General features: G+C 72.7%; 23 protein-coding genes. 11 read left to right on the top strand and 12 right to left on the bottom strand.

Going from position 1 to position 23,548, the window contains the following annotated elements:
- Window positions 1–169: 169 nt before the first annotated feature.
- The 3 genes from gcl to ACWD4A_RS31245 form a co-directional block, all read right to left on the bottom strand.
- A complete protein-coding gene (gene gcl, locus ACWD4A_RS31235) occupies window positions 170–1,879 on the bottom strand; it encodes a glyoxylate carboligase (protein WP_451199195.1) in 1,710 nt (569 codons plus the stop codon).
- A gap of 14 nt (window positions 1,880–1,893) precedes the next feature.
- Window positions 1,894–2,742: a 2-hydroxy-3-oxopropionate reductase gene (locus ACWD4A_RS31240; protein ID WP_451199198.1), complete on the bottom strand. Its 849-nt coding sequence runs from the start codon at window positions 2,740–2,742 to the stop codon at window positions 1,894–1,896.
- 83 nt (window positions 2,743–2,825) lie between these two features.
- Window positions 2,826–3,656 carry a TIM barrel protein gene (locus ACWD4A_RS31245; RefSeq protein WP_451199145.1) on the bottom strand — a complete coding sequence of 277 codons (831 nt, stop codon included), beginning with the start codon at window positions 3,654–3,656 and terminating at the stop codon, window positions 2,826–2,828.
- A gap of 108 nt (window positions 3,657–3,764) precedes the next feature.
- On the opposite strand from ACWD4A_RS31245, the gene ACWD4A_RS31250 reads away from it, so the two are divergent.
- The 8 genes from ACWD4A_RS31250 (at window position 3,765) to ACWD4A_RS31285 (ending at window position 11,334) form a co-directional block, all read left to right on the top strand.
- Window positions 3,765–4,016: a hypothetical protein gene (locus ACWD4A_RS31250; RefSeq protein ID WP_451199200.1), complete on the top strand. Its 252-nt coding sequence runs from the start codon at window positions 3,765–3,767 to the stop codon at window positions 4,014–4,016.
- The gene (locus ACWD4A_RS31255; RefSeq protein ID WP_451199147.1) at window positions 4,013–4,393 is read left to right on the top strand and encodes a helix-turn-helix domain-containing protein; all 381 of its coding nucleotides are present in this window, start codon (window positions 4,013–4,015) and stop codon (window positions 4,391–4,393) included. Before ACWD4A_RS31250 ends, ACWD4A_RS31255 begins: the two co-directional genes overlap by 4 nt.
- 89 nt (window positions 4,394–4,482) lie before the next feature.
- Window positions 4,483–5,037 (top strand): 2-oxo-4-hydroxy-4-carboxy-5-ureidoimidazoline decarboxylase, encoded by a 555-nt coding sequence (gene uraD, locus ACWD4A_RS31260; protein ID WP_451199150.1) that lies wholly within the window; start codon window positions 4,483–4,485, stop codon window positions 5,035–5,037.
- Window positions 5,034–5,396, top strand: a complete 363-nt coding sequence (uraH, locus tag ACWD4A_RS31265) for a hydroxyisourate hydrolase (protein ID WP_451199152.1) — start codon at window positions 5,034–5,036, stop codon at window positions 5,394–5,396. Before uraD ends, uraH begins: the two co-directional genes overlap by 4 nt.
- Window positions 5,397–5,403: 7 nt before the next feature.
- The gene (gene pucL / locus ACWD4A_RS31270; RefSeq protein ID WP_451199155.1) at window positions 5,404–6,300 is read left to right on the top strand and encodes a factor-independent urate hydroxylase; all 897 of its coding nucleotides are present in this window, start codon (window positions 5,404–5,406) and stop codon (window positions 6,298–6,300) included.
- Between the two features lie 20 nt (window positions 6,301–6,320).
- Window positions 6,321–7,733: an 8-oxoguanine deaminase gene (locus ACWD4A_RS31275; protein WP_451199158.1), complete on the top strand. Its 1,413-nt coding sequence runs from the start codon at window positions 6,321–6,323 to the stop codon at window positions 7,731–7,733.
- 270 nt (window positions 7,734–8,003) lie between these two features.
- The gene (locus ACWD4A_RS31280) at window positions 8,004–9,380 is read left to right on the top strand and encodes a nucleobase:cation symporter-2 family protein (protein WP_451199161.1); all 1,377 of its coding nucleotides are present in this window, start codon (window positions 8,004–8,006) and stop codon (window positions 9,378–9,380) included.
- Window positions 9,381–9,819: 439 nt separating this feature from the next.
- A complete protein-coding gene (locus tag ACWD4A_RS31285; RefSeq protein WP_451199163.1) occupies window positions 9,820–11,334 on the top strand; it encodes a YfcC family protein in 1,515 nt (504 codons plus the stop codon).
- A 14-nt stretch (window positions 11,335–11,348) separates the two neighbouring features.
- Here ACWD4A_RS31285 and pqqB read toward each other — a convergent pair whose 3' ends face one another.
- From pqqB to ACWD4A_RS31325, 8 genes are all read right to left on the bottom strand, one after another.
- Window positions 11,349–12,242 carry a pyrroloquinoline quinone biosynthesis protein PqqB gene (pqqB, locus tag ACWD4A_RS31290; protein ID WP_451199165.1) on the bottom strand — a complete coding sequence of 298 codons (894 nt, stop codon included), beginning with the start codon at window positions 12,240–12,242 and terminating at the stop codon, window positions 11,349–11,351.
- An 18-nt stretch (window positions 12,243–12,260) separates the two neighbouring features.
- Window positions 12,261–13,823 (bottom strand): hypothetical protein, encoded by a 1,563-nt coding sequence (locus tag ACWD4A_RS31295; protein WP_451199168.1) that lies wholly within the window; start codon window positions 13,821–13,823, stop codon window positions 12,261–12,263.
- Window positions 13,820–14,911 carry a pyrroloquinoline quinone biosynthesis protein PqqE gene (gene pqqE / locus ACWD4A_RS31300; protein WP_451199170.1) on the bottom strand — a complete coding sequence of 364 codons (1,092 nt, stop codon included), beginning with the start codon at window positions 14,909–14,911 and terminating at the stop codon, window positions 13,820–13,822. Before pqqE ends, ACWD4A_RS31295 begins: the two co-directional genes overlap by 4 nt.
- Complete coding sequence (gene pqqD, locus ACWD4A_RS31305; protein ID WP_451199173.1) at window positions 14,904–15,218, bottom strand: pyrroloquinoline quinone biosynthesis peptide chaperone PqqD; 315 nt, start codon at window positions 15,216–15,218, stop codon at window positions 14,904–14,906. The genes pqqE and pqqD overlap by 8 nt, the downstream gene beginning before the upstream one ends.
- The gene (gene pqqC / locus ACWD4A_RS31310; protein WP_451199175.1) at window positions 15,215–15,907 is read right to left on the bottom strand and encodes a pyrroloquinoline-quinone synthase PqqC; all 693 of its coding nucleotides are present in this window, start codon (window positions 15,905–15,907) and stop codon (window positions 15,215–15,217) included. Before pqqC ends, pqqD begins: the two co-directional genes overlap by 4 nt.
- On the bottom strand, window positions 15,907–16,104 hold the full coding sequence (gene pqqA, locus ACWD4A_RS31315) for a pyrroloquinoline quinone precursor peptide PqqA (RefSeq protein ID WP_451199178.1): 198 nt from the start codon (window positions 16,102–16,104) through the stop codon (window positions 15,907–15,909). The genes pqqC and pqqA overlap by 1 nt, the downstream gene beginning before the upstream one ends.
- A gap of 218 nt (window positions 16,105–16,322) precedes the next feature.
- Window positions 16,323–17,948, bottom strand: a complete 1,626-nt coding sequence (gene aceB / locus ACWD4A_RS31320; RefSeq protein ID WP_451199181.1) for a malate synthase A — start codon at window positions 17,946–17,948, stop codon at window positions 16,323–16,325.
- Window positions 17,949–18,130: 182 nt separating this feature from the next.
- Entirely contained in the window at window positions 18,131–18,775 is a 645-nt protein-coding gene (locus tag ACWD4A_RS31325; RefSeq protein ID WP_451199182.1) for a nucleotidyltransferase family protein, read from the bottom strand.
- A gap of 174 nt (window positions 18,776–18,949) precedes the next feature.
- Between ACWD4A_RS31325 and ACWD4A_RS31330 the strand changes: the two genes are divergently transcribed.
- Window positions 18,950–19,426 (top strand): DUF5955 family protein, encoded by a 477-nt coding sequence (locus ACWD4A_RS31330; RefSeq protein WP_451199186.1) that lies wholly within the window; start codon window positions 18,950–18,952, stop codon window positions 19,424–19,426.
- A gap of 73 nt (window positions 19,427–19,499) precedes the next feature.
- Here the strand turns inward: ACWD4A_RS31330 and ACWD4A_RS31335 are convergent, their stop codons facing one another.
- Window positions 19,500–20,279 (bottom strand): IclR family transcriptional regulator, encoded by a 780-nt coding sequence (locus ACWD4A_RS31335; protein WP_451199189.1) that lies wholly within the window; start codon window positions 20,277–20,279, stop codon window positions 19,500–19,502.
- Window positions 20,280–20,513: 234 nt separating this feature from the next.
- Here ACWD4A_RS31335 and allB point away from each other — a divergent pair, with 234 nt between their 5' ends.
- Entirely contained in the window at window positions 20,514–22,043 is a 1,530-nt protein-coding gene (allB, locus tag ACWD4A_RS31340) for an allantoinase AllB (protein ID WP_451199191.1), read from the top strand.
- Window positions 22,040–23,149 (top strand): allantoicase, encoded by a 1,110-nt coding sequence (alc, locus tag ACWD4A_RS31345; RefSeq protein ID WP_451199192.1) that lies wholly within the window; start codon window positions 22,040–22,042, stop codon window positions 23,147–23,149. Before allB ends, alc begins: the two co-directional genes overlap by 4 nt.
- Window positions 23,150–23,548: the final 399 nt, after the last annotated feature.

Below are 23,548 nucleotides of genomic sequence, written 5' to 3' on the forward strand. Positions count from 1 at the left end.
CGCCGGACGGGCTGATTTCGCCGGCGTAGTCCGCAGCCTGCGGGCAAATTCAGCCCGTCCGGCGTTTGAGGACACCGCGCGGAGCGTGGTTGGGGGTCTGGGGGTCTCCCCCAGTTTCGGGAAGGGGCGGGGCTGGGGAGAAAAGGCCACCGGGCCGCACCCGAGTGGGTCAGCGGCGCCGTGGCGCAAACTCCCGTACCGAGTCGATGTTCACGCCGTGCGGCGCATCGGCCTCGCGCGAGATCATCACTTCCACCAGCACCGGACGCGACGTCACCACCGCCTCCCCCCGCGCCCATTCGATCGCCGCCCGGATCTCACCGGGCTCCCGCACCCGCCGCCCCGAACACCCGTAGGCCTCCATCAGCTTGACGTTGTCGGTGCCAATCTCGTCGTAGTGGATGTCGACCTGGTAGTTCATGCCGTAGCCGGCCGACGCCTGCCGGATCAGCCCCAGGTACTCGTTGTTCAGCATGATCAGCACATACGGGATGTCGTACTGCGCCGCGACCGCCAACTCCTCGACCAGGTACTGGAATCCGTAGTCGCCCACGATGCCGACCACTTCCGTGTCGCCCCTGCCCAGCCCCCGGAGCGCCGTCTTCACGCCGATCGCCGCCGGGATCTCCCAGCCCAGCGGGCCTGCCTGGCCGCACACCTGGTAGTGGCGTGGCAGATGGGCCTTCTGGTGCTGGCCGCCCCAGATCTGGTAGAGGCCGATGGCCGTGACGAAGTAGGTCTCCGGCCCGAAGATTTCGTTGATCTCCTTGTAGACCCGGGGGGCCTCGACCGGGACGGTGTCGAAGTCGTCCCTGCGCACCAGGGTCCGCTTGAGCTCCCGGCAGCGTGCCACCCACGGGCCGACGGCGGGCCGCGCGCCCCGGGCGCGCGCGGCGTCCAGCAGGGCCGTGAGGAACAGCCCGGCGTCGGAGACGATGCCGAGGTCCGGCTCGAAGACCTTGCCGAGCTGGGAGGGCTCGACGTCCACCTGCACGAACGTCCGCCCGCCCCGGTAGACGCCGAGGTCCGCGCCCGTGTGCCGGTCCCCGAAGCGGGCGCCGACCGCGAGCACGAAGTCGGCTTCCAGGAACGAGGCGTTGGCGTACCGCTGCGAGGTCTGGATGCCGGTCGTGCCCATGTTCAGCTCGTGGTCGTCCTCGACGGCGCCCTTGCCCATCAGGGTCACCTGGAACGGCACCCGCAGGAACTCGACCAGTTCCCGCAGCGCGTCCGCCGCGTCCGCGAGCACCACCCCGCCGCCCGCCAGGACCAGCGGCCGCTCCGCGGCCAGCAGCAGGTCCAGGGCGGCCTCGACACGCGGCGGGTGCGGGCGTACGGCGGCGACCGGCAGCCGGGCGTCGAGCGCGGGGTCGTAACGGATCTCCTGCCGGGCGATGTCGACGGGGATGTCGACGAGCACCGGGCCGGGGCGGCCCTCACGCGCGGTCCGGAACGCCTCCCGGAACGCCCAGGGGATCTGCGCCGCCTCCTTGATCTGCACGGCCCACTTGGTGACCGGCCGGACGATCTCCACGATGTCGACCGCCTGGAACGCCTCCTGGTGCAGCTTGGCCGACACGGCCTGGCCGGTGACGCACACCATGGGCACGGAGTCGGCGTGCGCGGTGTAGAGCCCGGTGACGAGGTTCGTGGCGCCCGGACCGGAGGTGGCGAGGGCGACGCCGACCCGGCCGTTCGTCCGCGCCCAGCCGTCGGCCATGTGCGTCGCGCCCGCCTCGTGACGGACGATCAAGTGCTCGATGCCGCCCACGGTTTCCATCGCCTTGTACAGCGGCAGGATCGCCGCCCCCGGGCAGCCGAAGGCGATGTCGACGCCCTCGTCCCGCATGATCCGTACGGCCGCCTCCATGGCGGGCATCCGCGCCGTGCCGGTCACGAGCCCACCCCCGACAGCCGCTCGACGCCGCGCAGCAGCGCGGAGTGGTCCAGGCCGCCGTCGCCCTGCGCCCGCGCGGCGGCGACCAGGGCGGCGGCCAGTTGGCCCAGCGGGATGGCGGCGTCCACGGCACGGGCGGCGTCCGTGACGATGCCCATGTCCTTGTGGTGCAGGTCGATGCGGAAGCCCGGGGTGAAGTCCCGGGCGAGGAAATTGCGCTTCTTCCGTTCCAGCACGGCCGACCCGGCGAGCCCGCCGCCCAGCACCTCCAGCGCGGCGGCGAGGTCCACACCGGACTTCTCCAGGAAGACGACCGCTTCCGCGCAGGCCTGGAGGGTGACGGCGACGATCAGTTGGTTGGCGGCCTTCACGGTCTGTCCGGAGCCGTGGGCCCCGCAGTGGACGACGGTGGAGCCGAGGGCACGGAACAGGGGTTCGGCCCGCTCGAAGTCGGCCCGGTCCCCGCCGGCCATGACGGACAGCGTCCCTTCGACGGCCCCGGCCTCACCGCCGGAGACGGGCGCGTCGAGCACGCGGACGCCCCGGGCGGCGGCGGCCCCGGCCAGGGCGACGGACGTGCTCGGCGTGACCGTCGACATGTCGATCAGCAGGGTGCCGGGGCGGGCGTGGGCGAGGATGCCGTGGCCGCCGTAGGCGACGGCTTCGACGTGCGGGTCGGTGGGGAGCATGGTGACGACGATGTCCGCGTCCCGGACCGCGTCCGCGACGGACGCGGCGGGCTCGCCGCCGGCCGCGGCGAGCCGTGTCAGCTTCTCGGGTTCGAGGGTGTGGCCCCGTACGCCGTACCCGGCCCTGAGCAGATTCTCCGCCATGGGGGAGCCCATGACGCCGAGTCCTATCCAGGCGATGCGCTTGTTCCCGGTCACGGGGATTCCTCTCGTCGGCACGTCCTTGTCCTGGGGCCCGTTCATGCCGGTGTCCGGCGGAAGCCGGTCAGCCAGTCGAAGCGGTCCGGCCCGGCGGCCGCATACTCCAGCCCCACCCATCCGTCGTATCCCGCTTTCCCCAACCTCCCCAGCAGGGAAGGGAAGTCGAGCCGCCCGGACCCCGGTGCCCCGCGTCCCGGCGCGTCCGCGATCTGGACATGGCCCGTCACGGCGGCGTGGCCGTCGATGACGGCGTGCAGGTCCTCGCCGCCCACCGCCAGGTGGTACAGGTCCATCAGGAAGCGCGCGTTGCCCAGCCCGCTCGCCGCGTTCACCGCCTCCACCAGCTCGACGGCCCGCTCCGCGCCGGTGACCGGATACCGCGGCGACTCCACGGCGTTGAGCGCCTCGATCAGCAGCACCGCCCCCACCCGGTCCGCCGCGCGCGCCGCGCGGACGAGGTTCTCCAGGGCCAGCGCGTCCTGCGTCCGCGCGTCGACGCCCTGGACGCGGTTCCCGTACAGCGCGTTGAGCGCCGTACAGCCCACCGAGGCCGCGAAGCCGGCCGCCACGTCGAGGTTGGCGCGGAACCGGTCCGACTCCGCGCCGGGGACCGAGAGCGCGCCCCGGTCGGGGCCCGGCAGCCTCCCGGCGTAGAGGTTCAGGGCGACGAGCCGGGTGCCCGCGTCGGTCAATGCCCGCCGCAGGGCGTCGAGTTCATGATCCTCCGGCGTGGGGCGGCCGGGCCAGGGCCACCACAGCTCGACCGCCGTGAAGCCCGCCGCGGCGGCCGCCGCCGGGCGTTCGAGGAGCGGGAGCTCGGTGAAGAGGATCGAGAGATTCACGTCGAAGCGCGGCTCGGGGAGCCCCATCGGCCGGATCTCCTTCCATATTGCGGAAGTTGAATTCTGCTCAGTGGAAGCGTGCCCGTGCGCCGAGAAGGCTGTCAAGGGCGGTGGCAGAGCTACCGTTGGCCCATGCTGCGATTGCGAGTGGAGTTCACGACCGAACCCTTCGATCTCGACGAGGCCCCGGCCCACGCCGTGGTGGCCCGCGAGATCGTGCAGGGCGCCGACCTGGACGCCGTGGACGTCGGCCCGTTCGGCAACACCGCGGAAGGCCGCGCCGAGGCGGTGCTCACGGCGGTGGACGAGCTGCTGCGCGCATCCCTCCGGGCCGGTGCCACCCGGGTGTCGTTGCAGCTCAGCGTGGTCGAGGGGGAGGGCTCGTGACCGGCTTCGCGGACGAGCCGTTCCGCTCCGCGGTCAAGCCGCTCGTCGACGCCATAGGCGGGGAGATGGTCGACCCGGCGGACGCCCGGGGCGACGACGTGGTGCTGTCCTGGGAGGGGCGCGAGGCCGTGGCCGTCCGCCTGCCCCACCTCTCCGCCTCGCTCGACCACATCCTGGCCGACCTCGAACGCCGGCACGGGATGCCGCTGGCCGAACTCGACCGCAAGGCCAAGCAGTCGGTCGTCCGCGGCCTGGAGGCGCGCGGCGCCTTCGCCGTACGGCACGGGGTGGAGACCGTGGCCTCGGCGCTCGGCGTGAGCCGCTTCACCGTTTACAACTACCTCAACCGGGAGAGCGCGGCCCGCCACGAAGCGTAGTTTCAACAAACTGTTGACGCCGTGTTCGCGAGGGCGTTAGCTATGCGCAGCCCGTCCCAGCCGGCGACCCTGCGGCCACGGAGGTTCCCGTGTCTTCGAGTTCGACGCCGGGGCTCACCCGGTTCAACACGGCCGACGAGAGCGCCGCCCGCGCGGCGCTCCGCAAGATCTGCACCAGCGAGGCATGGGGGAGCGCGGTCCTCGCGCGCCGCCCGTACCCGGACGCCGCGGCCCTGCGCGCCGCCAACGACACCGCCATGGCCGCACTCACCCCGGCGGACCTCGCCGAGGCCATGGCCGGCCACCCGCCCATCGGCCGCCCCGACCGGGGCGACCCCGTGTCCGCCCGCGAACAACGGGGCATGACGGACGCCTCCGCCGCCCTCAAGGCCGACATGCTCGCCCACAACCTCGCCTACCAGGAGCGGTTCGGGCATGTCTTCCTGATCTGCGCCACCGGACTCACCGCCGGACAGCTGTACGACGCCATCCGTAACCGGATCGACAACACGCCGGAACGGGAGCGCGGGATCGTGCGTACGGAACTCGGCAAGATCAACCGCATCCGGCTGACGCGGCTCGCGGAAGGCCCGGCGGCGGAGAGCGCCGCGACAGCACCAGAGAACGGAGGAGCCCCACCATGAGCGGCGAGACCACAGCCGTCACCGTGTCCACCCACATCCTGGACACCACCGCCGGCCGCCCCGCCGCGGCCGTCACCGTCGAACTGTCCGTACGCGACGGCGCCGACGGCCCGTGGCAGCCGCTCGGCACGTCGACGACGGACGCGGACGGCCGCTGCAAGGACTTCCCCGCACTGCCGGACGGCGCCGCCCAGGCCCGGCTCCTGTTCGCCGTCGAGCCCTACCTTTCCCGCGAACGAGCCGACGGAGCGGCGTTCTTCCCGGAAGTGGCGATCGCCTTCGCCGTCGACCCGGGCGAGCACTACCACGTACCGCTGCTGCTCAACCCGTTCGGCTACTCCGTATACCGAGGGAGCTAGCGACCGCATGCCCATCCTTGGCCAGAACCAGTACGGCAAAGCCGAGACCCGCGTCCTGAAGGTCACCCGCGACGGCGCCACCCACCACCTCAAGGACCTCAACGTCTCGGTGGCGCTCTCCGGCGACATGACGGACGTCCACCTCTCCGGCTCCAACGCCCACGTCCTGCCGACGGACACCACCAAGAACACCGTGTTCGCCTTCGCCAAGGAACACGGCATCGCCTCGCCCGAAGAGTTCGCCGTCCGCCTCGCCCGCCACTTCGTCACCAGCCAACGGGCCGTCACCACCGCCCGCGTCCGCGTCGAGGAATACGCCTGGGAGCGCATAGCGACACCCGGTGAGGCGCGGCACTCCTTCGTCCGTACGAACCGGGAGACCCGCACCGCGCAGATCACCTTCGACGGCACGGCCTGGCAGGTGATCTCCGGACTCAAGGACCTCGTGGTGCTCAACACCACCGACTCCGAGTTCCACGGCTTCGTCGAGGACCGCTACACGACGCTCAAGGAGACCCGCGACCGCATCCTCGCCACCCAGGTCCACGCCCGCTGGCGGCACGCCCGGTTCGACGACACGGTGAGATCCCCGGACTGGAACGACAGTTACGAGGCCACCCGGGACCACCTGCTGACCGCGTTCGCCGACACCTACTCCCTCTCCCTCCAGCAGACGCTCTTCCGGATGGGCTCGCGGGTCATCGACCACCGCCCCGAGATCGACGAGATCCGCCTCTCCCTCCCCAACAAGCACCACTTCCTGGCGGACCTCGAACCGTTCGGCCTCAAGAACGACAACGAGGTCTACTTCGCGGCCGACCGGCCGTACGGCCTCATCGAGGCCACCGTCCTGCGCGAGGGCGCCGAGCCCGCCATACCGGTGGACCTGACCAACCTTCCGTGAACCGACAGCGAGGAATCACCGTGGCCGCACCACCACCGTCACCATCCCTGGAAACACTGCAGTCGGCCGGCCGGCTCGTCATCGAGAACTGCGCGATCGCCACCGTCGACGCGCACGACACGGAGCATCCGAGCGGCCACATCGTCGTCGCGGGCAACAGGATCGAGTCCGTGGGCGCCGGTCCGGCCCCCGCGGACCTCACCGGCGTCGTACGCCGCGTCGACGGCACCGGCCACCTGGCCACCCCCGGCCTCGTCAACACCCACCACCACTTCTACCAGTGGCTCACCCGCGGTCTCGCCCAGAACTCCCCGCTCTTCGACTGGCTCGTCACCCTCTACCCCATCTGGGCGAGGATCGACGAGGAGATGGTCTACGCCGCGGCACAGGGCTCCCTCGCGATGATGGCCCGCGGCGGCGTCACCACCGCCATGGACCACCACTACGTCTTCCCCCGAGGCTCCGGCGACCTCCTGGGCGCCGAGATCCGGGCCGCGCGCGAGATGGGCGTCCGGTTCAGCCCCACCCGCGGCTCCATGGACCGCGGGCGGTCGGACGGCGGACTGCCGCCGGACTTCGCCGTCGAGACCACCGAGGCCGCGCTGCTCGCGACCGAGGAGGCCATCGACACCCACCACGACCCGTCCTTCGACTCGATGCTGCGGATCGGCGTCGCCCCCTGCTCGCCCTTCTCCGTCTCCACCGAACTCCTCCGCGAAGCGGCCCTGCTGGCCCGCCGCAAGGGCGTACGCCTGCACACCCACGGCTCGGAGACCGTCGAGGAGGAACAGTTCTGCAAGGAACTGTTCGGCATGGGACCCACGGACTACTTCGAGTCCACCGGCTGGCTCGGTGACGACGTGTGGATGGCCCACTGCATCCACATGAACGACACCGACATCGCGGCCTTCGCCCGCACCGGCACGGGCGTCGGCCACTGCCCCTCCTCCAACGCCCGGATCGCGGCGGGCACCGCCCGCGTCCCCGACCTGCTGCGGGCCGGGGTGCCCGTGGGCCTCGGCGTCGACGGCACCGCCTCCAACGAGTCCGGCGAACTGCACACCGAACTCCGCAACGCCCTGCTCATCCACCGACTCGCCGGTGGCGCCGACGCCCTGAATGTGCGTCAGGTGCTGCGGCTGGGCACCCACGGCGGCGCACAGGTCCTCGGACGCGCGGCGGAGATCGGCTCGCTGGAGCCGGGCAAGCTCGCCGACCTGGTGCTGTGGAAGCTCGACGGCCTCGGGCACTCGACCATCGCCGACCCCGTCGCCGCCCTGGTCCTCGGGGCCGCCGCGCCCGTCACCCTGTCCCTGGTCAACGGCCGGGCGGTGGTCGAGCACGGCCGGCTGACCACCGTCGACGAGGACGCCGTCGCCCGCAGCACCCGTGACGCGTCCCGGCGGCTGGCCCGCCTCGCGGCCGGAGACTGACCCTCACTCTCACCCTCACCCGAAGCGTCGCGGTCGGAGGATGCCCCCGCCTGGGAGTCCCACGGCCCGACCCGAGACCCCGGTCGAGGGGGACGGACCTCGACCGGGCCCGTGGCCCCGCCGGAGCCACGGGCGGCGGACCGGGGCGCCCGCACCACGGCGCCCCGGTCCGCCGCCGTTTCCCCACCGCCCTTCATGTTCCGCACAGAGCCGCCTCCCTGAAGCCGTGTCACATCATCGGCGACACGAAAATCGACAGGAGGAACCGTCGTGGCCGCAGTGCCCAGGTTCACCGAGCGAAGCACCGAGCCGGCCGCACCCGGCGGCCGCCGCGGCGACGTCCACCCCGTCGACCGGCTCGTACCACCGGGAAAGCTCGTAGCGGGCGGCTTCCAGCACGTCGCCGCCAGCTACGCGGGGGTCGTCGCGCCGCCCCTCGTCCTCGGCGCCGCCATCGGGCTCTCCCCGACGGAGATCACCTTTCTCGTGGGCGCCGCCCTCTTCACGGCGGGCATCGCGACCCTGCTCCAGACCATCGGCTTCTGGAAGGTCGGGGCACGGCTGCCGTTCGTCAACGGCGTCTCCTTCGCGGGCGTCGCCCCCATGCTCGCCGTCGCCGACGCCCAGCCCCACAAGCGGGACGCCCTCCCCGTCATCTACGGCGCCGTCATCGTCGCCGGCGTCCTCGGCTTCGTCCTCGCCCCTTACTTCTGCAAACTCGTCCGCTTCTTCCCGCCCGTCGTCAGCGGCACCGTGATCACCCTGATCGGCATCACCCTGCTGCCGGTCTCCTTCGGCTGGATCCAGGGCGGCCACCCCGACCGGCCCGCCCCGCTCACCAACCTCGCCCTGGCCGGGGCGACCCTGACCGTGGTCCTCGTGCTGCGGCGGCTGCTGAAGGGCTTCCTCCAGCAGATCGCGATCCTCCTCGGACTCGTCGCGGGCACCCTCATCGCCGTCCCGGCCGGGGCCGTCGACCTTTCGCCCGCCGAACACGCCCACCTCGTCGGCTTCCCGACCCCCTTCCACTTCGGCGCCCCCCACTTCGTGGTCTCCGCCATCGTGTCGATGTGCGTCCTCATGCTGGTCTGCATGACCGAGAGCACCGCCGACATGCTGGCGCTCGGCGAGGTCGTCGGCCGCCCCGCCGACGAGGAACTCATCGCGCGCGGCCTGCGCGCGGACACGCTCGGCACCGCCGTCAGCCCCCTCTTCAACGGCTTCGCGAACAGTGCCTTCGCCCAGAACATCGGCCTCGTCGCCCTCACCCGGGTACGCAGCCGCTTCGTCGTCGCCGCGTGCGGGCTGATGTTCGTCCTCCTGGGACTCAGCCCGGTCTTCGCGTCCCTCATCGCGGTGGTGCCGCGGCCGGTGCTCGGGGGAGCGGGCATCGTGCTCTTCGGCAGCGTCGCGGCCAGCGGGGTGAACGTCCTCCGCCAGGCGGGCCTGGACCGTGGCGACAACCTCCTGGTGGCGGCGGTGTCCCTGGGCATGGGCCTGATCCCCGTCGTCTCCCGGACCTTCTACGACAACCCGTCGATCCCCGCCACCCTCCGCATCCTCCTGGACTCGGGGGTGAGCGCGGGGTGCCTGACGGCGGTCGTGCTGAACCTGGTGTTCAACGGGGCCGCTGCGCGGAGCGATTGAATCGGGGCGCGTATGGGTGCGGGCCGTTTGCCGCCTGCGGGTTGGCTGCGCCGCGCGCCGTTGCGACGGTGAGGGCCGGTTCGCCGCCTGCGGCGGGGGCTCCCTGCGGTCGCGTCCTCAATCGCCGGACGGGCTGAGTTTTGGGCTCGTCGCCGTTGTCGGGTGCGGGGCCGGGACACTCCGGGGCGGTTCGGGACTGCTTCGCTTTACGTCCCGAACCACCCCTGCGCGTCCCGCCCCTTCCCGTCACCCACGCAATTCAGCCCGTCCGGCGATTGAGGACAGCGCGCGAAGCGTGCTTCGGGGTCCGGGGCGGAGCCCCGGTGCGGGAAGGGGCGGGGGTGGGGAACAAAGCCACGGACACGCCCGGCGCGGCAGTCGGCCCGCGCGGCGGAAAGCGCAAAATGGGTGAAATCGCCGCCCCCGGAGAGGCCCCGCCGTGGATCAGCCAGCACAGAACCCCGCCCACCCGGAGGGCAAGAGGCACCGATTCCCCAGCGCCCTCACCGTCCTCGCCGTCGTCACCCTCGCGGTCTGGGCCCTCACCTTCGTCATCCCCTCCGGCGCCTATCGCCGCGACGGCACCGGCAAGCCGCTCCAGGGGACGTACCACCGCGAAGCCGCGCCCGGCGACTTCGTGCACCGGCTCGGTGACCTCTTCCTGTCCCCGGTCAACGGCCTCTACGGCATTCGCGACGGCAGAACCGGCGAGGTCGCCCCGGACGCGGTCGGCGCCCTCTACGGCAGCGCCGGAGTGTTCCTCTTCGTCCTGGCCATCGGCGCGTTCATCACGGTCGTCTTCGCCACCGGCGCCCTGGACCGCGGCATCGAGCGGCTCGCCCACCGGCTGCGCGAGCGCGGCGCCCTGCTGATCGCCGGTGTCATGACGGTCTTCTCCCTGCTCGGCACGGTGGAGGGCTTCGCGGAGGAGACGCTCGGCTTCTACGGGCTGATCGTGCCCCTGATGCTGGCCCTCGGCTACGACCGCATGGTCGCCACCGGCGCCATCATCCTCGGCGCGGGCGTCGGCGTGCTGGCGTCGACCGTCAACCCCTTCTCCACCGGCGTGGCCTCGTCCGCCGCGGACATCTCGCTCGGCGACGGCATCGGGCTGCGCTTCGCCATGTGGATCGTCCTCACCGCCGTCACCATCGGCTACGTCCTGCGGTACGCGCACAAGGTGCGGACGGATCCCCGGCGTTCGCTCGTGGGCTTCCTCCCCGGCGACCGCGAACTCGCCGCGGAGGCGCAGGCGCCGCCCGAGCTCACCGGGCTGCAGAAGGCGGTGCTCGGCGTGGTGTGCCTGGTCTTCGCCTTCATGATCTTCTCGGTGATCCCCTGGTCGGGCGCGCTCACCGGAAAGGCCGACGCGACCCCGTACGGCTGGGAACTGGACTGGTCCTTCGCCCAGTTGGCGGCGCTCTTCCTCGTCGCCTCCGTGCTCATCGGCGTGGTCGCCCGGCTCGGCGAACAGGAGCTGAGTGCACGGATCGTCCAGGGCGCGGGCGACTTCATCGCGCCCGCGCTGACGATCGTCCTCGCGCGCGGCATCACCGTGATCATGAACAATGCCCGCATCACGGACACGGTGCTGCACTCCATCGAGGGCGCGGTCTCCGGCACCCCCGCGGCGCTCTTCGGGATCATGGTGTACGTCGTCAACCTGCCGCTGGCGTTCCTGATCCCCTCCACATCCGGCCACGCCACCCTGGCCATGCCGATCCTCGCGCCGCTCGCCGACTTCGCCGGCGTGGCGCGCTCGGTGGTGGTCACCGCCTGGGAGGCCGCGAGCGGAGTGATGAACCTCTGGGTGCCGACCACCGCCGTCATCATGGGCGGGGTCGCGCTGGCGAAGGTCGGCTACAACACCTATCTGCGCTTCGTCTGGCCGCTGCTGCTCCTCCTCTCCGCGCTCGTCTGCGGCTTCGTCGCCCTGGGCGCCGTCGCCGGCTGAACGCGGCCGGGCGCTCACACATGGATCACCCGCCCGTCCGAGGCCACCTCCACCCGGGCCGACGCCAGGGCCGAGCGCTCGGGGGAGGACTGGTCGGCGGCGGGGTTGGTGTTGTTCAAGTGGGTGTAGAGGCAGCGGGTGCCCGTACGGCCACGCAGCCGGGCCAGCGTTCCCCCGGCGCCGGTGATGGGGAGGTGGCCCATCGCGCGGGCCCCCGGCCCATGGCCCGTCGCCCGCTCCATCTCGTCCTCGCTCCAGAAGGTGCCGTCGAGGATCACGCACCGCGCCCCCGACAGGGCCGCGTCGAGCTCGGCGGGCCAGCGCGCGAGGGACGGCGCGTAGACGGCCGTCGCACCGGTCACGGTGTCGTCGAAGCGGTAGGCGACGACCCATGGGCCGGGGCGGGTGGAACCCGCCGCGTAGCGCGGGCGCTTGTCGCTCACGGGGATCACGGTCACACGCAGCCGGCCGTCGTCCAGCGCCAGTTCCCCCGCGAGGGCCTGCCAGCGGACAGCGCCGTACGGGGCGAGCAGGCTGCGCAGCGGGAAGTCCTCCGCGAGGGCCGCCGCCACGGCCGCCGGGGCGAAGAGATCGAGCGCGGCGCCCTCGCGCAGCGCCAGCAGCCCCGTCGTGTGGTCGAGCTCCCCGTCCGTGAGCAGCACACCGCGCAGCGGGGTGTGGCGGGTGCCGCCCGGCGGGGTCAGCTCGGGGGCGGCGAGGATCTGCGCGCGGATGTCCGGCGAGACGTTGACGAGGTACCAGGCGTCGGGGGAGACGCTGACCGCCAGGCACTCCTGGGTCCGCCACACCCCGGGCCCCGCGGAGCGCGCCCGCGAACAGCCGGGGCAGGCGCAGTTCCACTGCGGCAGCCCGCCGCCCGCCGCGGTGCCCAGGATGCGCAGCCTCATTCCGGCACGTCCCCCCCCTCAGCCGAGCAGCCCGTACACCTGCAGCACCCCGGAGAACGTGGGGACGTACACCTTGCCGTTCGCGACGGTCGGCGGCGCGAACTTCGCGTACAAGCCCACGTCGTCGCGGGCGGCGTCCATCTTGCTGTGCCACAGCTCGTGGGTCAGATCGGTGGCCCGGTACGCGCGGACGATGCCCTCGACCACGGCCTGGTTGGCGTTGTCGCGGTACGGGTGGGTCGCCCAGAGGATGCCGGTGGCGGGATCGTCGCCGTGGGCGGAGACGGACAGGATGCCGCCGGGCATGCCCGGTGAGCCGCCGGGGACGCCCGTGGGGTCCGTGGTCGTGCTCGTCGACGCGGGGGCCGTCCCGAACAGGCCGCCGGCGAAGCGGTAGGCACGCAGGAAGGCGTTCTCGGGCCATACGTAGACCCACGGGCCGCCGCCCCCGCGGAAGTTCCAGTACACCGCGCCGCCGTGGATGTGATGGGAATTCGCGTCCGGCTGCACCACAAAGAAGCTCTGCACGATCTGGCTGTCGGAACCGGCCTGGAAATGGCCCATGTTGCCGGTGTCCAGCAGATAGAACTTGCCTTCCTTGCCGCCGCCCAGCAGCCGCCGGGTGCCCGGGATCAGCAGGGGCCCGGCCGACCCCAGGTCGATGTCGAAACGTTCCAGAGTGGCGTTGTCGAACGGGGCGAACCAGTCCACGAGCCCGAGGCCGGGAGTGAGTTTGACGATGGCATCGCCCAGCTCGGACCCGTCCGGACGGAAGCCGCCGTTCCCGGTCATGAAGTAGAGGAAGCCGCCGTCGTCGACGCCCAGCCCCTGGCCCGCCTGCCAGATGCCGCCCTCCTGGGTGTTGGGCGTGGTCACGTACGCGCCCGTCTGCCGGAGCGTGTCCGCGTCGAAGGCCAACACCCAGCCGTGGTAAGGGTCCTTGTCGCCGTAGGCGGCGAACGCGGCGTACACCCGGCCGCCGGCCAGGGTCAGGGCCGAGCGCTGGATCTGCCGGTTGCTGGTGAACGTCACCCGGCCCTGGACGCTGCCGTCGCCGCTGCCGGGCACGGAGGCGGCGATCCGCACGGGACCGCCGAGGGCCTCCCGGCCGGTGGACAGGTCGAGCGCGTGCAGGGTGTGGTGGTACGCGCCCTGCTCCTTGGTGAACGCGATCACGTAGAGGACGTGCCGCCGCACATCGATGACGGGGGTGCTCACCACCCCCACCTCGACCGCGATGTCGTGATAGACCGCCGGGCCGATGTTCGGGTCGGGCAGGGGGGCGGAAGGGCCCAGCGAGACGTGCCACAGCGGTGCCGAGGCGGCCGGGTCGTCGGCGTCGAAGGCGTAGACGCTGTTGTGCATCGTCGCCGTGTAGACGACGTTGCGCGGCCCGCGCCCCGCGATCGGGCACTGGGAGAGATAGAGCGGCTGGGCGTAGATCTCCCCGTCCACCGGGCGGCCGAAGAGCCTGCCGAAGGTCGCGGGGCCGACATTGCCCGGGTGCAGCACCGTCTCCGACAGATTCGCGCCCGTACGCCGGTTGTCGTTGTGCTGCGTGGTGACCGACAGCGGGTTCATGGTTCCCTCCCAAGGGCTCCGGGCCAGTCACGGGCGCGGGGAACCCCCGGCGCGGTCTCCGCGGCACGGACGATCCCGTCCACCACCGCGCGGTGCGGGGACAGCGCGCAGACCGGATCCGCCGCGGCCGCGTCCCCCGTCAGCTGGAACGCCTGGCACCGGCAGCCACCGTGGTCGATCTCCCTGCGGGCGCAGCCGCGGCACGGCTCCCGCATCCAGTCCGTGCCGCGGAACCGGTTGAACGCGGCGGAGTGGAACCAGATGTCGGCCAGGGGCGCCCGGCCGACGTTCACCACGTCCAGCCCGGGGATCTGCGCCGCCGCGGGGCACGGCAGCACGTCGCCGTTGGGCGCCACCGTCAGCTGGCGGCCGCCCCAGCCGTGCATACAGGGCTTGGGCACGCCGTCGTGCAGATCGGCCACCACATAGACGATCTCCAGCCGCCCGGCCAGCCGCCGCCGCGCGGCCCGGATCACGGGCTCGACCGCGGCGAGCTGCTCCCGGGTGGGCAGCAGGGCCCGGACGTTGAGCAGGGCCCAGCCGTAGTACTGCGCGTTGGCCAGCTCCAGCCGGTCCGCCCCCAGCCGCTCGGCCAGCTCGATCAGCCCTTCGGCGCGCCCGATGTTGGCGCGGTGCAGCACGGCGTTGAGCGTCAGCGGCAGCCCGGCCTCCTTGACGAGGGCGGCGGCCGCCAGCTTGCGGCGGTGGGCCGGACGGCCCGCGATGGTGTCCGCCTCCGGGGCGTCGGAACTCTGCACACTGATCTGCACATGGTCGAGCCCCGCGGCGGCCAGCGCCGACAGCCGCGTCGCGGTGAGGGCCTGCCCGCCCGTGACGAGGGTGGTGTAGAGACCCAGCCCGCGCGCGTGCGCGACGATCGCGGTCAGGTCGCTCCGCAGCAGCGGCTCCCCTCCGGAGAAGTGCACCTGGAGCACCCCGAGTTCACGGGCCTCGCCGAGCACCCGGCACCAGTCGGCGAGGGACAGCTCGTCGGCGTACGCGTCGAGGCCCACCGGGTTGGAGCAGTAGGCGCAGTGGAGCGGACAGCGGTACGTCAGCTCGGCGAGCATCCCCAGCGGCCTATCCATCGGTGTGCCCCGGGGGCGCGGGGGAGGGCTCGATCAGCCGCCGCCGGGCGAGCTCCGCGAGGAAGGACCGGACGTCCCCCGCGGGCACGGCCGTGTAGGCGCGGGACAGGGCCCCGGCGATGGCGCCCTCCTCGGTGGCACCGTCGCACAGCGCGAGGACGGCGGCACCGGTCTCGTTGAGCAGCAGCACGCCCTCCGGATGCAGCAGCACGCCGGTGTCGCGGACGGGGTCGTGGCGGAGCCGCACCCCGCCGCGCAGCCGCCACCGGACCCCGGCGCCGGCCGCGGCCCCGCCGTGCGGCTTCACTGCTCCCGCCCCGCGTGCTCGAGGGCGTCGAGGATGGCCCAGAGCACATCGCACTTGAACGCCAGCGCCGCGAGGGCGTCTTCCTGCAACTGCTGTGTCGTGCAGTGGGCGAGGACGAGCTCCAGGGCGTGCCGGGCGTCGTCGGTGGCCGCCGCCGGGCGCTCGGCGAAATAGCCGTGGCCGGACGCGGCGATCCAGGGGTAGTGGGCGCGCAGCGCCGCGAGGCGCTCCCGCATCAGCTCGGGCGAGAACAGCTCGGTGAGGGAGGAGGCCACGGCCTCGATCCAGGGCCGGCTGCGGGCGAAGGCGACGTAGGAGTCGGTGGCGAAGCGGACTCCGGGGACGACATGGCGCTCGTCCAGCACCTCGGTGCGGGTGAGGCCCGCGGCCTCGGCGAGGTCGAGCCACTGGGCGTGGCCGCCGCGCCGCTCCTCGGTGCCGTCCTGATAGAGGACCCGCTGCACCCAGCGGCGGCGCACGTCGGGATCCGGGCAGTTGGCGACGATGGCCGCGTCCTTCTGCGGCAGGCACTTCTGGTAGTACCAGCGGTTGGCGATCCACTGACGCAGCTCCTGGCGGCTCAACTCGCCCCGGTGGAGGCGCAGATGCAGCGGGTGGGTGTGCCAGTAGCGGTCGGAGTGCGCGCGCAGGGCGGTGGTGAACTCCTGCGTGCTCCGGGCGGGGGTCATCACCATCGCCCGGCGTAGGCCGTGACCTCTTGCCCGAGCTCGACATCGGTGAAGGCGGGCGGCAGCCAGGGCTTCGGCGCGGGCCCGTCGCGGACGTCGGCGGCGCGGCGGGCGGCCGCCGGCGCGGTGCCGGCCGGTGCGGTGTCGGGCTGCCCGGCAACCGGTCGGGCACTGCTGATCGTCGGCGCTTCGGCCATGGTGAGACCCCCCGTCGTCCCCTGTGCAGGGCGCCCGGCGGGGTGCGCCCTGCTCCACTCCAGGGTGGGCCAGGGCACACATGAGCCACAATCACTGAATCGGGTGAACAATCATCCAATCACCCGTCACATCAGGGTGTTTCATACCTCAAGAGCATCCGGCGCCTCAGGCGCCCAGTGCTCCCCGGGCGGTCAGGCCGGACTGTCAGGCAGGGCTGTCAGGCCGGGCGGTCGAGCAGCTCGTACGCGGGCAGGGTGAGGAACTCCGTGTAGTCCTCGTCCAGGGCGACCTTCAGCAGCAGGTCGTGCGCCTGCTGCCACTTCCCGGCGGCGAAGGCGTCCTCCCCGGCCTCGGCGCGGATCGCGGCGAGTTCCTCGGCGGCCACCCGGCGGGTCAGTTCGGCGGTGGCCTTCTCGCCGTTGTCGAAGACGACGCCCGCGTTGATCCACTGCCAGATCTGCGAGCGCGAGATCTCCGCGGTCGCCGCGTCCTCCATGAGGTGGAAGATGGCGACGGCACCCAGGCCGCGCAGCCACGCCTCGATGTAGCGGACGCCGACCGCCACCGCGTTGCGCAGCCCCTCGTACGTCGGCTTCGCCTCCAACGAGTCGACCGCGATGAGCTCTTCGGCCGTCACCCGTACGTCCTCGCGCAGCCGGTCCTTCTGGTGCGGCCGGTCGCCGAGCACCGCGTCGAAGGAGGCACGGGCGACCGGCACCAGGTCGGGGTGGGCGACCCACGAGCCGTCGAAGCCGTCCCCCGCCTCGCGGTCCTTGTCCGCCCTGACCTTCTCCAGCGCGGCCGCGTTGACCTCGGGGTCCGTACGGGACGGGATGAAGGCGGCCATCCCGCCGATGGCGTGCGCGCCGCGCCGGTGGCAGGTGCGCACCAGCAGTTCCGTGTACGCCCGCATGAACGGGGCCGTCATCGTCACGGCGTTACGGTCGGGCAGGACGAACCGGGGCCCGCCGTCCCGGAAGTTCTTGACGATGGAGAAGAGGTAGTCCCAGCGGCCCGCGTTCAGCCCCGAGGCGTGCTCGCGCAGTTCGTGGAGGATCTCCTCCATCTCGTACGCCGCGGTGATCGTCTCGATGAGGACGGTGGCGCGGACCGTGCCCCGGGGGATGCCCGCATACTCCTGGGCGAAGACGAAGACGTCGTTCCAGAGGCGGGCCTCCAGGTGCGACTCGGTCTTGGGGAGGTAGAAGTACGGCCCCTTGCCGAGGCCGATGAGACGCCGGGCGTTGTGGAAGAAGTAGAGGCCGAAGTCGACCAGGGCGCCGGGGACGGCGCGGCCGTCGACGGTGAGGTGGCGCTCGTCCAGGTGCCAGCCCCGCGGCCGGACCACGACGGTGGCGAGCTCCTCGGCGGGCCGGAGCGCGTACGCCTTGCCGCGGGCGTCGGTGAAGTCGATGCGCCGCTCGTACGCGTCGATCAGGTTGAGCTGGCCGCCGACGACGTTCTCCCAAGTGGGCGCGGAGGCGTCCTCGAAGTCGGCGAGCCAGATCCGGGCACCCGAATTGAGCGCGTTGACGGTCATCTTGCGGTCGGTCGGGCCGGTGATCTCGACCCGCCGGTCCTGGAGCGCGGCCGGCGCGGGGGCCACCCGCCAGCTGTCGTCCGCGCGGATCGCGGCGGTCTCCGGGAGGAAGTCGAGGGTGCTCGTGCGCGCGATCTCCGCGCGGCGCGCCGCGCGGCGGGCGAGCAACTCGTCACGGCGCGGGGTGAACCGGCGGTGCAGCGCGCCGACGAAGGCGAGCGCCTCCTCCGTCAGGAGCTCTTCCTGCCGCTCCACTGCGGGGGCGGTGACGACGACCGGCGAGGACGGCGCTGGTGCGGACATGGAGGTCACTCCTTGGGTGAGGACTTCGGAGAGGGCTTCGGCGAGACGGCACGGAGTGCCGCTGGACCCTGGCCAGTGGAGAATAGTTTCCTCATCGTGGAAGTTCAATGGCGCCCGGTGTCATCCGGCCGTCACCCGGCCATCTCCGGGGCGCATCGGCCGGTCGCCCGGCCGCCGCCCAACTACCCCTCCAGGAGCGCCAGATCCTCCGGGGTGTCGATGTCGTCGGGCGCCGCGACGTCCGAGCACTCCACCAGCGTCACCGCCCCGGCGTGCTCCCGCAGATACGCCCGCGCCCCCCGGTCGCCCGCCGCCGAGCGCGCCACGCCCTCCCAATGTTCCCGCGCGAACAGCACCGGATGCCCGCGCTCACCCCCGTACGCCGCGGCCGCCAGCCGCGCGCCCGCACGGTGCGCGGCCAGCAGCCGGGCCACCGCCGCCGGGCCCACGCGCGGCTGGTCCACGAGCGTCACCAGCACCGCCGCCGCGTCCGTGACGGTCAGCGCCGCGAGCCCGGCCCGCAGCGAGGACCCCATGCCCGCCGCCCAGTCGGGGTTGTCCACCAGGACGCAGTCCGGCAGCTCGGCGCGCGCCCGCACCTCCGCCGCGGCCGCGCCGAGTACTACGTACCGTGGTACGCAGCCGCCGTCGCGCAGCGCCCGCGCCGCGTGCTCCACGAGCGGCCGCCCGCGGTGGTCCAGCAGCGCCTTGGGCCGCCCGCCCAGCCGCCGCCCCCCGCCCGCGGCCAGCAGCAGTCCGGCGACGGGTGCCGCCCCCGGCCGGGCGCCGACGGCGGGAGCGTCTGTCGTGTCCGTGGTGCGCGTCATGGACCCTGCATACCGCATCGATCCACCCGGGCGGGAAAAAGGTGGTTCGTCACCCGTGCGTGCGGAGTACGGACTGAATTTCGCTGTGCGTATAGCGCGCTGTACGGAAAGTGCGTTAACTGATCGGCGCGAGCGCGTGGGAGGGGGAGTGTCGTGGCGGAAGGCGCCGTTGTGGTGGAAGAGGAGCGAGAAGGCAGCGTCGGTCAGGACCCTAGGGTGGACGCGTTGCGCGACGCGGTGTCCCGGCTGCGCCGGGCGCTGGCGGCGCACCCGGCCCGGTTACCCGACCGGGACGCCGCCGAGGACGAACTGGCCGAACTGGCCGCGATGGCACGCGCGGGCGAGCCCGAAGTGCCGCGCCTGCGCCGCTCGCTGCTCCTGGTCGCGGGCGCCGTCGGTTCCGTCAGCGCCCTGTCGCCGGTCCTCGCCGAACTCCGCGCGGCCGTCGACGGTTTCGGCGAGGTCCGGGTGCCGGAGCAGGCGCAGGGCCCCGGCGGCCCGCCGGACGCCGGCCTGCGGCAGGGCTCCGCTCCGGAGAAGGCCGCCGCTCTGGAGAAGCCGGAGAAGGAGACCGCCCCGGAGGGCGACGCCGCCCCGGAGGACGGCGAGCGGCGGGTGCCCGGCCCGCGCGAGGCGTCCGGCGGAAGATGACGGGGAACGACGGGGAATGACAGGGAGCGACGGAAAAAGACAGGGAACGACGAGGAACGGCGGGGAATGATCCTCAGGTGGTGGCCGCGAGGGCCAGCGACAGCTCCCCGGCGACCTCCTGGAGCAGCGGCACGATCCGCTCCGTGGCCTCGTCCGTGACCCGGCCCGCCGGGCCCGAGATCGAGATGGCCGCGTGCGTGGGGGAGTTGGGCACCGGGACCGCCAGACAGCGGACGCCGATCTCCTGCTCGTTGTCGTCCACCGCGTAGCCCGTCTCGCGCACCCGGGACAGTGCCTCCAGGAAGACGTCCGGCGTGGTGATCGTCTTCTCGGTCGCGGCGGGCATGCCCGTACGGGCGAGCAGCGCGCGGACCGTGTCGTCGGGGCTCTGGGCGAGCAGCGCCTTGCCGACCCCGGTGGTGTGCGGCAGCACCCGCCGCCCGACCTCGGTGAACATCCGCACCGAGTGGCGCGACGGCACCTGCGCCACGTACACGACCTCGTCGCCGTCGAGGAGCGCCATGTTGGCGGTCTCGCCGGTCTCCTCGACCAGCCGGGCCAGGTGCGGGCGGGCCCAGGTGCCGAGCAGCCGGGACGCGCTCTCGCCGAGCCGGATCAGCCGGGGCCCGAGTGAGTACCGGCGGTTGGGCTGCTGGCGTACGTAGCCGCAGGCCACCAGCGTGCGCATCAGCCGGTGGATGGTGGGCAGCGGCAGCCCGCTGGTCGTGGACAGCTCGCTCAGCCCGACCTCACCGCCCGCGTCGGCCATCCGCTCCAGCAGATCGAATGCGCGCTCCAGTGACTGGACGCCACCACTGGTCGGGGTGGTGCGGGGATCGGCGGGCGAGGGCACGGCTGCGGTCCTTCCGGTACAAGGGGTGGGAGCAGCCTACCGGCACTTCGGGCACCTCACCCGCCCCCTTCCATTATTCGAAAACCGACTTCTGGTGGATGAAAGGTGTAAGCGGAACGGCGGGGTCTTGACGGGTACGGGACACGACTGAAGACTGCCTGCACCGCGGTTCAACAGAACGTTGAATTTCCAAGGCCCGAAGGCTCGATGAGCCACGAGGGAGGGGGCGTGGGCGTGTCCGCGACGAACGTGAAGAACGCGAGGAACCCGGTACCGCCGGTGGAGCTGGTGCTGCGCTCCACCCGTGTCGTCACCCCGGAGGGCGTACGGGCCGCGTCCGTCGCCGTAGCCGACGGCCGGATCACCGCCGTCCTGCCGTACGGGACCGACCCGTATGAGACCGACCCGTACGGGACCGACCTGATACGCGGGCCCGGGACCACCCGGGCGAGCGATCCGGCACACAGCGGTCGACCCGGCGTCCGGATCAAGGACGGCGTCCGGGTCAAGGACGGCATCCGGATCGAGGACGGCGTCCGGATCGAGGACGGCATCCGGGTCGAGGACCTAGGGGACGACGTCCTCCTCCCCGGGCTCGTCGACACCCATGTGCACATCAACGACCCCGGCCGCACCGAGTGGGAGGGCTTCGCCACCGCCACCCGGGCCGCGGCGGCCGGGGGCATCACCACCCTCGTCGACATGCCCCTCAACAGCATCCCGCCCACCACCACCGTCGACCACCTGCGGACCAAACAGGCCGTGGCGCGCGGCCGGACCCATGTCGACCTCGGCTTCTGGGGCGGCGCCCTGCCCGGCAACCGCGCGGACCTGCGCCCCCTGCACGACGCCGGGGTCCTCGGCTTCAAGGCGTTCCTCTCGCCGTCCGGCGTCGACGAGTTCCCCTCCCTCGGACCGGACGATCTGGAGCCGGTCGCCGCCCGCATCGCCGAGCTCGGCGGCCTCCTCGTCGTGCACGCCGAGGACCCGGGGCACCTGGAACGCGCCCCTCTGCCGCGCGGCCCGCGCTACGACCGCTTCCTCGCCTCCCGGCCGCGCGCCGCCGAGAACGCGGCGATAGCCCGGCTGCTCTCGGTCGCCGCCCGTCTGGGCACCCGCATCCACATCCTCCACCTGTCCTCGTCCGACGCCCTGCCGATGATCGCCGCGGCCAAGGCGGACGGGGTGCCCGTCACCGTCGAGACCTGCCCGCACTTCCTCACCCTCACCGCCGAGGAAGTCCCCGACGGCGCCACCGAGTTCAAGTGCTGCCCGCCGATACGCGAGGCGGCCAACCGGGACGCCTTGTGGGCCGGGCTCGCCGACGGCATCATCGACTGCGTCGTCTCCGACCACTCGCCCTGCACCACCGACCTCAAGGTCCCCGACTTCGGCCGCGCGTGGGGCGGCATCTCCTCCCTCCAGCTCGGGCTCCCCGCCGTCTGGACCGAGGCCCGCCGCCGCGGCCACACCCTCCACGACCTCGCCCGCTGGCTCTCCGGCGGCCCCGCCGCCCTCGTGGGCCTGCACACCAAGGGCGCCGTCGAGGCGGGCCGCGACGCCGACTTCGCCGTCCTCGCCCCCGACGAGACCTTCACCGTCGACCCGGCCGCGCTCCACCACCGCAACCGCGTCACCGCCTACGCCGGGCGCACCCTGCACGGCGTCGTACGGTCCACCTGGCTGCGCGGCCGCAGGATCGCCGGGAACGGCGGTGTCACCGAACCCACCGGCCTCCTCCTCGAAAGGCAGTGCGGCGCATGAGCGGCACACCCGCGGACATACCCTCCTTCACCGGCGGCGCGCGCCCCTACGCGGGCGGTGACCCCTACGCCGACTACCGGACAGCGGCCTTCCCCTTCGACCGGTTCCCCGACCTCGCCGACCGGCGGCTGGGCGCCGGGGTCATCGCCGCCAACGACGAGTTCTTCGCCGAGCGCGAGAACCTCGTCGAGCCCGGCGCCGCCCGCTTCGACCCCGAACACTTCGGCCACAAGGGCAAGATCATGGACGGCTGGGAGACCCGCCGCAGACGCGGCGCCTCCGCCGCCGCCCCGCACCCCGCGGACGACGACCACGACTGGGCACTCGTCCGCCTCGGCGCCCCGGGCGTCATCCACGGCATCGTCGTCGACACCGCCCACTTCCGCGGCAACCACCCCCAGTCCGTCAGCATCGAGGCCACCGCCCTCCCCGGCACCCCCGCACCGGAGGAGCTCCTCGCCGACGACGTGAAGTGGACGCTCCTCGTCCCTCGCACCCCGGTCGGCGGCCACGCCGCCAACGGCTTCGCCGTCCACCGCGCCGAGCGCTTCACCCACGTGCGGCTCAACCAGCACCCCGACGGCGGCATCGCCCGGCTCCGCGTCCACGGCGAGGCCGTCCCCGACCCGGCCTGGCTGGCCGCCCTCGGCACGTACGACGTGGCCGCACTGGAGAACGGCGGCCATGTCGAGGACGCCTCCGACCGCTTCTACTCCTCGCCGTTCCACACCATCCACCCCGGACGCTCCCGCCGCATGGACGACGGCTGGGAAACCCGCCGCCGCCGCGACCGGGGCCACGACTGGGTGCGCTACCGGCTGGCCGGCCACTCCACCCTGCGCGCCGTCGAGATCGACACCGGCTGCTACCGGGGCAACTCGGCGGGCTGGGCAACCCTGTTCGCCCTCGACGCGACGACGGGGGCCGACCCCGCCGACCACTCCAAGGGCTGGCGGCAGATCCTGCCCCGCACACGGCTGCAACCGGACACGGTCCACCGCTTCCCACTGCCGGAACCCCACGTGGCGACACACATCCGCGTCGACATCCACCCGGACGGGGGGATCGCACGCCTACGGGTGCACGGGTCTTTGACGGGCTGCTGACGGCCTCCACTCCCTGGCCGGGCACGGACCGGCAGCACCAGCACCTGCGGCGGGCTTTTCCCCACCCCGCCCCTTCCCACTGCATCCGATGCGCGGCTCCGCCTCGCGGCCCCCGCCCGGCTGCGGGCCGGTGGGTGCTTTGTTCCCCAGCCCCGCCCCTTCCCGAAACTGGGGGCAAGCCCCCAGACCCCCCGAAGCACGCTTCGCGCGCTGTCCTCAAACGCCGGACGGGCTGAATTGGGGTGACGGGAGGGGGCGGGACGCGCAGGGGTGGTTCGGGACGTAAAGCGAAGCAGTCCCGAACCCGGACGCAACCTCCATCTGGGCGTCCGGGAGCACGCCTCGGCGGCCGTCGCCAACGGCATGGCACTGGTCAAGCTGCGGCCCTACTGGTCGGGC

The organism is Streptomyces sp. NPDC002537 (genome assembly GCF_053594975.1).